Raw genomic sequence first — 13,677 nt, 5'->3', positions numbered from 1 at the left:
TTAGCCTGAACGACGACGATTACGCGGTGCGCTGTTACGGCGCGGACCATTGCCAGAACGCGCGCGGGTCAGGCGCTTCGGCGGTGGAAGTTCGCTCAACAGCGCTTCCGGGTTGTATTTGCTGACCGGAATTGAGTGGCCAATATAGGTCTCAATTGCTGGCAGGTTCAGCGCGTACTCTTCACAGGCCAGGCTGATGGAATGCCCGCTGGCGCCCGCACGACCGGTACGCCCGATACGGTGAACGTAATCTTCGCAGTCGTCCGGCAGGTCATAGTTGAAGACGTGCGTAACCGCCGGGATGTGCAGACCACGCGCAGCGACATCCGTTGCAACCAGAATATCCAGATCGCCACGGGTGAACTCTTCAAGAATGCGCAGACGTTTTTTCTGTGCGACGTCGCCGGTCAACAGACCAACACGGTGTCCATCCGCAGCCAGGTGGCCCCAGATATCTTCACAGCGGTGTTTGGTGTTGGCGAAAACGATCGCGCGATCCGGCCACTCTTCTTCAATGAGCGACTGCAGCAGACGCATTTTCTCTTCGTTAGAAGGGTAGAAGAGCTCTTCTTTAATACGGTGGCCGGTTTTCTGTTCCGGTTCCACTTCGACATATTCGGCATTGTTCATCTGTTCGAACGCCAGTTCACGGACGCGATAAGAGAGCGTGGCCGAGAACAGCATATTCAGACGCTGGTTAGCGGCAGGCATGCGGCGGAACAGCCAGCGGATATCTTTAATAAAGCCGAGATCGTACATGCGATCGGCTTCGTCCAGCACCACAACCTGGATAGCGCCGAGGTTAATGTGGTTCTGCTTCGCGTAATCGATAAGACGGCCGGTGGTGCCGATCAGAATATCGACGCCGCTTTCCAGCACTTTCAGCTGTTTGTCATAACCGTCACCGCCGTAGGCCAGGCCGAGTTTCAGGCCGGTAGCTTGCGCCAGGGGTTCTGCATCAGCGTGGATCTGTACCGCCAGTTCTCGCGTCGGTGCCATAATCAGCGCGCGCGGTTGGTTAACTTTACGGTCAGCAATTGCCGGATGAGAGAGTAAATAATGAAACGTTGACGTTAAAAACGCCATCGTTTTGCCGGTACCGGTTTGCGCCTGCCCTGCAACGTCGCGACCCGCCAGCGTCAGCGGAAGGGCGAGAGCCTGAATGGGCGTACAGTTATGAAACCCTTTATTTTCAAGGGCTTCAATCACCTTTGGGTGCAGGGCGAAGTCGGAAAACTTCTGTTCTGTTAAATGTGTTTTGCTCATAGTGTGGTAGAATATCAGCTTACTATTGCTTTACGAAAGCGTATCCGGTGAAATAAAGTCAACCTTTAGTTGGTTAATGCTACATCAACAGGTCGTTGATGGATGCGAGATCAACGCGCCAGGCTTATTCCTGTGGAGTTATATATGAGCGATAAAATTATTCACCTGACTGACGACAGTTTTGACACGGACGTACTTAAAGCTGACGGGCTGATCCTCGTCGATTTCTGGGCTGAATGGTGTGGTCCTTGCAAAATGATCGCCCCGATTCTGGATGAGATCGCCGACGAATATCAGGGCAAACTGACCGTGGCTAAACTGAACATCGACCAGAACCCGGGCACCGCGCCAAAATACGGCATCCGCGGCATCCCGACTCTGCTGCTGTTTAAGAACGGTGAAGTGGCAGCGACTAAAGTGGGCGCACTGTCCAAAGGTCAGCTGAAAGAGTTCCTGGACGCCAATCTGGCGTAAGGCTTCTCGTCTGTGCGTCCAGGGTTTCTAAATTGTTTGGATCTCTGGACGCCCGGCTTGAGTCGTGCTAAGTTAGCTATGACTTCGTTTTAAACATACCTTGTTGTTTGAATCTTGTTTTACCCGATACTTCCCGTTGTTGACATAAACAGCGCGAGAAGTGGATAGATTCCGGGCTTGTCACTCAATCCGTCTTGTCGTTTCAGTTCTGTGCTTTCCCTGTGAGCAGACAGCGAACAGACATGAGTTGATAGCCGTTAACAGGCATGGATGACCCTGCCATACCATTCACAAATTAAGTTCGAGTATTACCCCGAGTTTAAGAACCCACACCATTATGAATCTTACCGAATTAAAGAATACGCCGGTTTCTGAGCTGATCACTCTCGGCGAAAATATGGGGCTGGAAAACCAGGCTCGTATGCGCAAGCAGGACATCATTTTTGCCATCCTGAAGCAGCACGCAAAGAGTGGCGAAGATATCTTTGGCGACGGTGTGCTGGAGATATTGCAGGACGGATTTGGTTTCCTCCGCTCTGCAGACAGCTCCTACCTCGCCGGTCCTGATGATATCTACGTTTCTCCCAGCCAAATCCGCCGTTTCAACCTCCGCACTGGTGACACCATTTCAGGTAAGATTCGTCCTCCTAAAGAGGGTGAACGCTACTTTGCGCTGTTGAAAGTTAACGAAGTTAACTACGACAAACCAGAAAACTCGCGCAATAAGATCCTGTTCGAAAACTTAACGCCGCTGCACGCGAACTCTCGCCTGCGCATGGAGCGTGGTAACGGTTCTACCGAAGACTTAACCGCTCGCGTTCTGGATCTGGCTTCGCCAATTGGTCGTGGCCAGCGTGGTCTGATTGTCGCTCCGCCAAAAGCGGGTAAAACCATGCTGCTGCAGAACATCGCCCAGAGCATCGCTTACAACCACCCAGACTGCGTACTGATGGTACTGCTGATTGACGAACGTCCGGAAGAAGTGACCGAGATGCAGCGTCTGGTGAAAGGTGAAGTTGTTGCTTCGACCTTTGACGAACCTGCCTCCCGCCACGTTCAGGTCGCTGAAATGGTTATCGAGAAGGCGAAACGTCTGGTTGAACATAAGAAAGACGTTATCATCCTGCTCGACTCCATCACCCGTCTGGCGCGTGCCTACAACACCGTGGTTCCGGCGTCCGGTAAAGTCTTGACCGGTGGTGTGGATGCCAACGCCCTGCATCGTCCGAAGCGTTTCTTCGGTGCTGCGCGTAACGTGGAAGAGGGCGGTAGCCTGACCATCATCGCAACCGCGCTGATCGACACCGGTTCGAAGATGGATGAAGTGATTTACGAAGAGTTTAAAGGTACAGGCAACATGGAACTGCACCTGTCGCGTAAAATCGCTGAAAAACGTGTCTTCCCGGCTATCGACTACAACCGTTCCGGTACCCGTAAAGAAGAGCTGCTCACCACTCAGGAAGAGCTGCAGAAAATGTGGATCCTGCGCAAAATTATCCATCCAATGGGTGAAATCGACGCGATGGAATTCCTCATTAACAAGCTGGCAATGACGAAAACTAACGATGATTTCTTCGATATGATGAAACGCTCGTAATATAAATAAAGCGCCGAAACGCCACGTTTTTACGTGGCGTTTTTCTTTTATGGCTTATACGCTGTAATTGTAAGCTGTCAAATTATTCTGCCAGGGACGAAAATCGGAATGTTCGTCAAAGTAGAAAAGTAATTGTCTGAAAAATAAACAAAGGGACTTGGGCGAGGCCTGCTTTTTCCTTCTGGAGCCGAGCCTTCAAGGTTATACTTTCGGGATTAACATTTTTTGAGAGCATCCATTGTGAATCTACTCACTGCGGTGACTGAGCTAATCAGTATTTTTCTTTTCACCACCTGCTTTTTATTCCTCGCCCGTAAGGTCGCGAAGAGAGTCGGACTGGTGGATAAACCCAATTATCGTAAACGCCATCAAGGCTTGATTCCGCTGGTTGGTGGGATCTCTGTTTACGCGGGTATCTGTTTCACCTTCGCCATTGCGGATTATTACATTCCTCATGCAGCACTCTACCTGGCCTGCGCCGGTGTGCTGGTGCTGGTTGGGGCACTGGACGACCGATACGACATCAGCGTCAAATTCCGCGCCGCGGTTCAGGCGGCTATCGGCGTCATCATGATGGTAGTGGGGAAATTGTATCTCAGCAGCCTTGGCTACATTTTTGGCACCTGGGAGATGGTACTGGGGCCATTCGGCTACTTCCTGACGCTATTTGCCGTGTGGGCGGCGATTAACGCCTTTAACATGGTAGACGGTATTGACGGTCTGCTTGGTGGGCTCTCCAGCGTCTCCTTCGCGGCTATCGGCATCATCCTCTGGTTCGACGGCCAATACAGCCTGTCGATGTGGTGCTTCGCGATGATCGCCGCCATTCTGCCTTATATCTGCCTTAACCTCGGTGTACTGGGGCGTCGCTACAAAGTCTTTATGGGTGATGCCGGAAGTACGCTGATTGGCTTTACCGTTATCTGGATCCTGCTGGAAACCACCCAGGGTAATACCCATCCAATCAGTCCGGTGACGGCACTGTGGATCATCGCCATTCCGCTGATGGATATGGTGGCAATTATGTACCGCCGTCTGCGTAAAGGCATGAGTCCCTTCTCCCCGGACCGCCAGCATATTCACCATCTTATTATGCGCGCTGGCTTCACCTCACGTCAGGCATTTGTCTTAATTACGCTGGCCGCTGCGCTGTTAGCCGGGATTGGCGTTGCCGCAGAATATGCACATTTCATTCCTGAATGGGTAATGTTGGTATTATTCTTGCTAGCATTTTTCCTGTACGGCTACTGTATTAAACGCGCATGGAAAGTGGCGCGCTTTATTAAACGCGTAAAACGCCGTATGCGTAGAAATAATGGCAACAACCCAACTTTAACTAAGTAAATCGGGACTGTAATGACTCAACCGTTGGCGGGAGCAAAATCAGTGGTAACTGAGAATGAGCTGGATGTTCGTGGCTTGTTCCGCGTGTTATGGGCGGGCAAGTTTTGGATTGCAGGCATTGCGCTGGGCTTTGCACTTATCGCCCTGGCCTATACCTTTTTCGCCAGACAAGAGTGGAGCGCGACGGCGATTACCGACCGTCCAACAGTGAACATGCTCGGAGGCTTCTACTCTCAGCAACAGTTTTTGCGGAATCTGGATGTAAAAGCGAATCCTGCGACCGCCGACCAGTCCTCGGTAATGGACGAGTCCTACAAAGAGTTTGTTATGCAGCTCGCCTCCTGGGATACGCGCCGCGATTTCTGGAACCAAACCGACTATTTCAAACAGCGAATGGTCGGCAACAGCAAAGCCGATGCTGCCCTGCTGGATGAGCTGATCAACAACATCCAGTTTATGGCGGGCGATCCGCTGCGCAACATCAACGACAGCGTCAAGCTGATCGCTGAAACGGCGCCGGATGCTAACAACCTGCTGCGTCAGTATGTCGCTTTTGCCAGCCAGCGCGCGGCAAGCCATCTTAATGATGAGCTGAAAGGCGCCTGGGCGGCACGTACCGTGCAGATGAAAGCGCAGGTCAAACGTCAGGAAGAGGTGGCCAAAGCCATCTTTAACCGCCGGGTGCATAACATCGATCAGGCGCTGAAGATTGCTGAAAAGAGCAATATCTCGCGCAGCGAAACCGACGTGCCTGCCGATGAACTGCCCGATTCTGAAATGTTCCTGCTGGGTCGTCCTATGCTCCAGGCGCGCCTGGAAAATCTGCAGGCCGTAGGGCCAGATTTTGACCTTGATTACGACCAGAACCGCGCCATGCTCAACACCCTCAACGTAGGTCCGACACTGGACCCGCGTTTTCAGACCTATCGTTATTTGCGAACACCTGAAGAACCTGTAAAACGCGATAGTCCACGTCGCGCATTCCTGATGATTATGTGGGGGATTGTGGGTGCTTTAATTGGCGCAGGCGTGGCATTAACCCGTCGTCGCAAAATTTAAGAACGCCATCTACGATGAAGGCACCTGGCCTTCATCGCTTAATCGAAGAGAATCGATGTGAAAGTACTCACTGTCTTTGGTACAAGGCCGGAAGCCATCAAGATGGCGCCTCTGGTCCATGCGCTGGCAAGTGACCCTCATTTTGAGGCGAAAGTTTGCGTTACCGCGCAGCATCGGGAGATGCTGGATCAGGTCCTTAAACTCTTTTCCATTGTTCCCGACTACGACCTCAATATTATGAAGCCGGGACAAGGGCTAACCGAAATTACCTGCCGTATTCTGGAAGGGTTAAAACCTATTCTGGAGTCGTTCAGGCCGGATGTCGTGCTGGTGCATGGCGATACCACCACCACCATCGCCACCAGTCTGGCGGCCTTCTATCAACGTATTCCGGTTGGGCATGTTGAAGCTGGCTTACGTACGGGCGATCTTTCCTCCCCGTGGCCGGAAGAGGCGAACCGGACTCTGACCGGGCATCTGGCGATGTATCACTTTGCGCCAACCGAGAACTCCCGCCAAAACCTGCTGCGCGAAAACGTTAACGACCAGCACATCTTTGTCACCGGCAATACGGTGATCGACGCGCTAATCTGGGTGCGCGACCGGGTGCTGGCGAACGAGAGCCTGCGTGGGCAACTGGCTGAACAGTATCCGTTCCTCGCCAACGGTAAAAAGATGATTCTGGTTACCGGACACCGGCGGGAAAGTTTTGGCCAGGGCTTCGAGCAAATCTGCCATGCGCTGGCTGAAATCGCCGCGCGTAATGAAGATGTCCAGATCGTCTATCCGGTGCATCTGAACCCTAACGTCAGCGAGCCGGTCAACCGCATCCTGGGGCATGTCAAAAACGTCATACTTATTGAGCCACAGGACTATCTGCCATTCGTCTGGCTGATGAACCATGCCTGGCTGATCCTGACGGATTCAGGCGGTATTCAGGAAGAAGCGCCTTCACTGGGGAAACCGGTGCTGGTGATGCGTGAAACCACCGAGCGTCCTGAGGCGGTTAAAGCGGGAACGGTGCGGCTGGTGGGGACCGATTCACGAACTATCGTCGAAGAGGTGACGCGCCTGCTGCATAACAATGAAGAGTATCAGGCCATGAGCCGGGCCCATAACCCGTATGGTGACGGCCAGGCCTGTGACCGCATTTTGTACGCACTTAAACACAATCGGGTATCGCTATGAGTTTTACTACCATTTCTGTCATTGGTCTTGGCTATATTGGGCTGCCCACGGCGGCGGCATTTGCCTCCCGTCAAAAACAGGTAGTGGGTGTTGATATCAACCAGCATGCGGTTGAGACGATCAACAAGGGTGAAATTCATATCGTTGAGCCGGATCTCGACAAGGTGGTAAAAACCGCCGTTGAAGGGGGATACCTCAGGGCCAGTACCACACCGGTGGTTGCCGATGCTTACCTGATTGCCGTGCCGACGCCATTCAAAGGCGAGCATGAGCCGGATATGGCCTATGTCGAAGCGGCAGCGAAATCCATCGCCCCGGTACTGAAAAAAGGGGCGCTGGTGATCCTCGAATCCACCTCACCGGTGGGTGCCACCGAGCAAATGGCCCAGTGGCTGGCTGAGGCGCGCCCGGATCTCACTTTCCCGCAGCAGGCGGGCGAGCAGGCCGATATCAACGTCGCCTACTGCCCGGAGCGCGTGCTGCCGGGGCAGGTGATGGTCGAACTGATTAAAAACGATCGGGTTATTGGCGGCATGACCCCGGTCTGTTCCGCCCGCGCCAGCGAGCTGTATAACATCTTCCTCGAAGGCGAATGCGTGGTGACCAACTCCCGTACCGCTGAGATGTGCAAACTCACCGAAAACAGCTTCCGCGATGTGAACATTGCGTTTGCCAATGAACTGTCGCTGATTTGCGCCGATCAGGGGATTAACGTCTGGGAACTGATTCGTCTGGCGAACCGTCATCCGCGCGTTAATATCCTGCAACCGGGGCCGGGGGTAGGTGGTCACTGCATCGCGGTCGACCCGTGGTTTATCGTGGCGCAGAACCCGCAGCAGGCGCGTCTTATCCGTATCGCTCGCGAAGTCAACGACAGCAAGCCGCACTGGGTACTGAACCAGGTGAAAGCCACCGTGGCAGATTACCTGACCCAAAGCGGTAAGCGGGCGAACGAGGTGACCATCGCCTGTTTTGGTCTCGCCTTTAAGCCGAACATCGACGATTTGCGGGAAAGCCCGGCGATGGAAATTGCCGAGATGATCGCCCAGTGGCACAGCGGTGAAACGCAGGTGGTGGAACCGAATATTCATGAACTGCCGAAAAAACTGGCTGGTCACTGCACCCTGACAAGCTTGGACGATGCGCTGGCAACCGCCGATGTGCTGGTGCTGCTGGTGGACCATAACGAGTTCAAAGCGATCCAGGGCGAGGCCGTCCGTCAGGAATTTATCGTCGATACCAAAGGGGTCTGGCGTTGAGTCAGCTGCACGGTGCGTTACAGCCGCTGGAGTGGGAAAGCGAGTTTTTTGCCCTTCCCACGGCGCTTGTGCGCCTCTCTGATGATGCTCCGCTGCTGGAGGCATCTGAGCTGGACGCCTGGCAGCGGCTGCAGGCCAAAGTTCCGGCCACCCGTGCCGACTGGCTGGAGGCGTTACAGGCGCAGGGCTTCAGGCTGGTGGAAGGCGAAGCCGATCTCGCCATTACCGTAACGCAATACGCTTGCCCTGGCGCGGAACCTGCGACGGAGCAGGATATCCCGGCGCTGCGCCAGCTGGCCGCTCAAGCCTTTGCGCAGAGCCGCTTTCGCGCGCCGTGGTACGCCCCTGACGACAGCGGTCGCTTCTATGCCCGGTGGATCGAAAATGCGGTAAAAGGCACCTTCGACCATCTCTGCCTGGTGTTCCGCGCGCCGGATGGCACCATCCAGGGCTTTGTCTCCCTGCGCAAGCTCAGCGACAACGAGGCGCGTATCGGTCTGCTGGCCGGGCGCGGCATGGGCGAGAAGTTAATGCAGGCGGCGCTGCACTGGGCGCAGCAACAGCAGATTTCTACTTTGCGGGTGGCGACCCAGATGGGCAACACCGCCGCGCTTAAACGTTATATCGCAAGCGGCGGCAACATCGAAACGACCGCTTACTGGCTATACAGGTGACAAGATGATCCCATTTAATGCGCCTCCCGTGGTGGGCACCGAACTCGATTACATGCAGTCTGCAATGGGCAGCGGCAAACTTTGCGGCGATGGCGGCTATACGCGCCGTTGCCAGCAGTGGATGGAGCAGCGCTTTCAGAGCGCGAAGGTCCTGCTGACCCCCTCCTGCACCGCCTCGCTGGAGATGGCCGCCCTATTGCTGGACATTGGTCCTGGCGATGAAGTGATCATGCCGAGCTACACCTTTGTCTCCACCGCCAACGCTTTCGTGCTGCGCGGGGCGAAAATCGTCTTTGTCGATATCCGCCCGGATACCATGAACATCGACGAGACGCTGATTGAAGTGGCGATCACCGACAAGACCCGCGCCATCGTGCCGGTACACTATGCCGGGGTGGCGTGCGAGATGGACACCATCATGGCGATTGCCAAAAAGCATAACCTGTACGTGGTGGAAGATGCCGCGCAGGGGGTGATGTCCACCTACAAGGGCCGCGCGCTGGGCACCATCGGGCACATCGGCTGCTTTAGCTTCCACGAAACCAAAAACTACACCGCTGGCGGTGAAGGCGGCGCGACGTTAATTAACGATCGCGCCCTGGTGGAGCGTGCGGAGATCATCCGCGAGAAAGGGACCAACCGCAGCCAGTTCTTCCGCGGGCAGGTGGATAAGTACACCTGGCGCGATATCGGCTCCAGCTATCTGATGGCGGATCTGCAGGCAGCATACCTGTGGGCACAGCTGGAGGCGGCAGACCGGATCAACCAGCAGCGTCTGGCGCTGTGGCAGACCTATCACGATGCGCTGGCTCCGCTGGCGCGTAAGGGCCGTATCGAGCTGCCGACCATTCCGGCAGATTGCGTCCATAACGCCCATATGTTTTACATCAAGCTGCGGGATAACGACGATCGCAGCGCGCTTATCGCGTATCTGAAAGAGGCCGAAATCCTGGCGGTGTTCCACTATATTCCGCTCCACTCCAGCCCGGCGGGAGAAGCCTTTGGTCAGTTCGTGGGTGAAGATCGCTTTACCACCAAAGAAAGTGAGCGGTTACTCCGCTTACCGCTGTTCTACAACCTCGCTGCGGTCAACCAGCGCACGGTGATCAATACTCTGCTGAGTTATTTCGGCTGATATGTCTCTGGCGAAAGCATCGGTGTGGACCGCCGCGTCCACACTCGTCAAGATCGGCGCGGGACTGCTGGTCGTCAAACTGCTGGCCGTCTCCTTTGGCCCGGCGGGCGTCGGGCAGGCGGGTAACTTCCGTCAGCTGGTCACCGTCCTCGGTGTACTGGCCGGGGCGGGGATCTTCAACGGCGTGACCAAGTACGTGGCGCAGTATCATGATGATGCGGCGCAGCTGCGCACGGTTGTCGGGACCTCGTCGGCAATGGTGCTGGGCTTTTCCACCCTGCTGGCGGTCATCTTTTTACTGGCGGCCGCGCCCATCAGCCAGGGGCTGTTCGGTCACACGGGCTATCAGGGTCTGGTGCGGCTGGTGGCGCTGGTGCAGATGGGCATCGCCTGGGCGAACCTGCTGCTGGCACTGATGAAAGGCTTTCGCGATGCCGCCGGTAATGCGCTAGCGCTGATCGTCGGTAGCGTCATAGGGGTAATTGCTTACTACTTCTGTTACCGGCTGGGCGGCTATGAAGGCGCAATGCTGGGGCTGGCGCTGGTGCCCGCGCTGGTGGTCGTTCCGGCGGCGTTTATGCTGATGCGCAGGGGCACCATCCCGCTGCACTATCTGAAGCCCAAATGGGATCGGCTTCTGGCGGGACAGCTGGGAAAGTTTACCCTGATGGCGCTGATTACTTCCGTCACCCTGCCGGTGGCCTATGTGATGATGCGAAACCTGCTGGCGGCGCATTACAGCTGGGATGAGGTGGGGATCTGGCAGGGGGTCAGCAGTATCTCGGATGCCTACCTGCAGTTTATTACCGCCTCCTTTAGCGTCTACCTGTTGCCTACGCTCTCACGGCTCACCGCCCGGCAGGAGATCACCCGCGAAATCCTCCGTTCGCTGCGCTTCGTCTTACCGGCGGTGGCTGTTGCCAGCTTTACCGTCTGGTTGCTGCGCGATGTCGCCATCTGGCTGCTGTTTTCCGCCAAGTTTACCGCGATGCGCGACCTGTTCGCCTGGCAACTGGTGGGGGACGTACTGAAAGTAGGCGCTTACGTCTTTGGCTATCTGGTGATTGCTAAAGCGTCGCTGCGGCTCTACATTCTGGCGGAAATCAGCCAGTTTGCGTTGCTGACGGCATTCTCTCACTGGCTGATCCCCGTGCACGGCGCGCTGGGAGCGGCTCAGGCCTATATGGCCACCTATATAGTCTATTTTGCTGCCTGTTGCGGCGTCTTTTTACTTTGGCATAAACGCGCATGACTGCACTGATTCACGTCCTGGGATCGGATATCCCACACCATAACCAGACCGTACTGCGGTTCTTTAACGATGAACTGGCTCCCGGCAGCGAGCTAGCGCGGGAATTTATGGTGGTGGGTAAGGACACCGACCTTAGCGCCGCCTTTCCGGCACTGCAGCTGACCTTCTGGCCGGACAAAGCCACGCTTGCGAAAGCGGTGATCGCCAAAGCCAAGGCCAACCGCCAGCAGCGTTTCTTTTTTCACGGGCAGTTCAATACCGGCCTGTGGCTGGCCTTGTTGAGTGGTGGGATCAGGCCCGCGCAGTTTAACTGGCATATCTGGGGCGCCGACCTGTATGAAGTCTCCCGGGGCTGGAAGTTCCGTCTCTTCTACCCGCTGCGGCGCATGGCGCAGGGGCGGGTGGGCTGCATCTTTGCCACTCGCGGCGATTTGAACTATTTCGCAAAACAGCATCCGAACGTGCGCGGTGAACTGCTCTATTTCCCGACCCGTATGGACCCGTCGCTGAACGGGTTAGCCCGGGAGGTGAAACGCGAGGGTAAACTGACGATTCTGGTGGGTAACTCCGGGGATCGCAGTAACGAACATATTGCGGCATTAAAGGCGGTGCATCAGCAGTTTGGCGATACGGTCAACGTGATCGTGCCGATGGGCTATCCTGCTAATAACGCGGCATACATTGATGAAGTCCGTCAGAGCGGACTGGCATTATTCAGCCCGGACAATTTGCAGATCCTCAGCGATAAGCTGGCCTTTGATGACTACCTGGCATTGCTGCGTAAGTGCGATCTGGGCTATTTCATTTTTGCACGCCAGCAGGGGATCGGCACGCTCTGTCTGTTGATTCAGGCGGGCATTCCCTGCGTGCTTAATCGCGAAAACCCGTTCTGGCAGGACATGGCTGAACAGCACATTCCGGTGCTGTTTACCACCGATGACTTGAACGAAGAGGTGGTGCGTGAAGCCCAGCGACAGCTTGCGCAGGTGAATAAAAACGCCATCGACTTCTTCAGCCCGAACTACCTTACGCCGTGGCATCAGGCGCTGCGGATCGCCTCAGGAGAGAATACATGAGCCAGTTGCAATTTAGCGGCCTGCTGGTCATCTGGCTTCTGAGCGCCTTGTTTATCGCCACGCTGACGTGGTTTGAATTCCGCCGGGTGCGTTTTAACTTCAACGTCTTCTTCTCGCTGCTGTTTCTGCTGACCTTTTACTTCGGCTTTCCGCTGACCAGTGTGCTGGTGTTCCGCTTCGATGTGGCCGTCGTACCGCCGGAGATACTCATGCAGGCGCTGCTGTCGGCGACCTGTTTCTATGGGGTCTATTACGTCGCCTATAAGACGCGGCTAAAACCGGCCAGCAGTGACGCATCGCGACGGCCTTTGTTCACCATGAACCGGGTTGAGACGCATCTGACCTGGATGATGCTGATGGGCATTGCCCTTGTCACTGTCGGTATCTTCTTCATGCACAACGGCTTTTTGCTCTTTAAGCTGCACTCCTACAGCCAGATCTTCTCCAGCGAAGTCTCCGGGGTAGCGCTCAAGCGCTTCTTCTATTTCTTCATTCCGGCGATGCTGGTGGTCTATTTTCTGCATCAGAGTGCCCGGGCGTGGCTCTTCTTTCTGGTCAGTACCGTGGCGTTTGGCCTGCTGACCTACATGATTGTCGGCGGCACGCGCGCAAACATCATTATCGCCTTCGCGATCTTCCTGTTTATCGGCATTATTCGCGGCTGGATCTCGCTGTGGATGCTGGCTGCGGCAGGCGTGCTGGGAATTGTGGGGATGTTCTGGCTGGCGCTGAAGCGCTACGGCATGGATGTCAGCGGCGACGAAGCGTTTTACACCTTCCTGTACCTCACCCGCGACACCTTCTCGCCGTGGGAAAACTTAGCCCTGCTGCTGCAAAACTACGACAAAATCGATTTTCAGGGGCTGGCGCCCATTGTTCGCGATTTTTATGTCTTTATCCCCACCTGGCTGTGGCCGGACAGACCGGGCGTGGTGCTGAATACGGCAAACTACTTTACCTGGGAAGTGCTGAACAACCACTCCGGGCTGGCCATCTCACCGACGCTGATCGGTTCGCTGGTGGTGATGGGCGGCGGCTGGTTTATCCTGCCGGGGGCGATTGCCGTCGGGCTGATTATCAAATGGTTCGACTGGCTCTATACGCTGGGCAATCAAGAGACCAACCGCTATAAGGCAGCGATTTTGCATAGTTTCTGTTTCGGTGCCATTTTCAATATGATCGTGCTGGCGCGAGAAGGGCTGGATTCGTTCGTCTCCCGCGTGGTCTTTTTCATGGTGGTTTTTGGCGCCTGTCTGCTGATGGCGAAGCTGCTGTACTGGCTGTTCGACAGCGCCGGGTTAGTGCATAAGCGCGAACCGGCAAACGGCAGGGCGCTTTCGCGAGTCTGAGTAA

12 protein-coding genes are annotated in these 13,677 nt (G+C 55.4%); 11 read left to right on the top strand and 1 reads right to left on the bottom strand.

Translation table 11 applies throughout. The features are described from left to right. Positions 1 to 1,266 carry an ATP-dependent RNA helicase RhlB gene (gene rhlB / locus FHC51_RS04785; RefSeq protein WP_103825314.1) on the bottom strand — a complete coding sequence of 422 codons (1,266 nt, stop codon included), beginning with the start codon at positions 1,264 to 1,266 and terminating at the stop codon, positions 1 to 3. Positions 1,267 to 1,410: 144 nt separating this feature from the next. Between rhlB and trxA the strand changes: the two genes are divergently transcribed. The 11 genes from trxA (at position 1,411) to wzyE (ending at position 13,673) form a co-directional block, all read left to right on the top strand. Beyond that, complete coding sequence (gene trxA, locus FHC51_RS04780) at positions 1,411 to 1,740, top strand: thioredoxin TrxA (RefSeq protein ID WP_006179218.1); 330 nt, start codon at positions 1,411 to 1,413, stop codon at positions 1,738 to 1,740. 337 nt (positions 1,741 to 2,077) lie between these two features. Continuing rightward, entirely contained in the window at positions 2,078 to 3,337 is a 1,260-nt protein-coding gene (rho, locus tag FHC51_RS04775; protein ID WP_001054528.1) for a transcription termination factor Rho, read from the top strand. A 240-nt stretch (positions 3,338 to 3,577) separates the two neighbouring features. Continuing rightward, the gene (wecA, locus tag FHC51_RS04770) at positions 3,578 to 4,681 is read left to right on the top strand and encodes a UDP-N-acetylglucosamine--undecaprenyl-phosphate N-acetylglucosaminephosphotransferase (RefSeq protein WP_114388280.1); all 1,104 of its coding nucleotides are present in this window, start codon (positions 3,578 to 3,580) and stop codon (positions 4,679 to 4,681) included. 12 nt (positions 4,682 to 4,693) lie between these two features. Further along, positions 4,694 to 5,740, top strand: a complete 1,047-nt coding sequence (gene wzzE, locus FHC51_RS04765) for an ECA polysaccharide chain length modulation protein (protein WP_114316406.1) — start codon at positions 4,694 to 4,696, stop codon at positions 5,738 to 5,740. Positions 5,741 to 5,797: 57 nt separating this feature from the next. Then, complete coding sequence (gene wecB / locus FHC51_RS04760) at positions 5,798 to 6,928, top strand: non-hydrolyzing UDP-N-acetylglucosamine 2-epimerase (RefSeq protein WP_114316407.1); 1,131 nt, start codon at positions 5,798 to 5,800, stop codon at positions 6,926 to 6,928. Then, entirely contained in the window at positions 6,925 to 8,187 is a 1,263-nt protein-coding gene (gene wecC, locus FHC51_RS04755; protein WP_220435002.1) for a UDP-N-acetyl-D-mannosamine dehydrogenase, read from the top strand. The genes wecB and wecC overlap by 4 nt, the downstream gene beginning before the upstream one ends. Then, positions 8,184 to 8,861 carry a dTDP-4-amino-4,6-dideoxy-D-galactose acyltransferase gene (rffC, locus tag FHC51_RS04750; RefSeq protein ID WP_220435001.1) on the top strand — a complete coding sequence of 226 codons (678 nt, stop codon included), beginning with the start codon at positions 8,184 to 8,186 and terminating at the stop codon, positions 8,859 to 8,861. Before wecC ends, rffC begins: the two co-directional genes overlap by 4 nt. A gap of 4 nt (positions 8,862 to 8,865) precedes the next feature. Then, positions 8,866 to 9,996, top strand: a complete 1,131-nt coding sequence (gene rffA, locus FHC51_RS04745; protein ID WP_220435000.1) for a dTDP-4-amino-4,6-dideoxygalactose transaminase — start codon at positions 8,866 to 8,868, stop codon at positions 9,994 to 9,996. A gap of 1 nt (position 9,997) precedes the next feature. Beyond that, a complete protein-coding gene (gene wzxE, locus FHC51_RS04740) occupies positions 9,998 to 11,248 on the top strand; it encodes a lipid III flippase WzxE (RefSeq protein WP_220434999.1) in 1,251 nt (416 codons plus the stop codon). Continuing rightward, entirely contained in the window at positions 11,245 to 12,324 is a 1,080-nt protein-coding gene (locus FHC51_RS04735) for a TDP-N-acetylfucosamine:lipid II N-acetylfucosaminyltransferase (protein WP_220434998.1), read from the top strand. The genes wzxE and FHC51_RS04735 overlap by 4 nt, the downstream gene beginning before the upstream one ends. Further along, on the top strand, positions 12,321 to 13,673 hold the full coding sequence (gene wzyE / locus FHC51_RS04730; protein ID WP_220434997.1) for an ECA oligosaccharide polymerase: 1,353 nt from the start codon (positions 12,321 to 12,323) through the stop codon (positions 13,671 to 13,673). The genes FHC51_RS04735 and wzyE overlap by 4 nt, the downstream gene beginning before the upstream one ends. Positions 13,674 to 13,677 lie beyond the last annotated feature (4 nt).

Source organism: Leclercia sp. EC_58 (assembly GCF_019584355.1).
Taxonomy (GTDB): domain Bacteria; phylum Pseudomonadota; class Gammaproteobacteria; order Enterobacterales; family Enterobacteriaceae; genus Enterobacter.
This window is presented reverse-complemented; position numbering and strand designations above follow the sequence as displayed.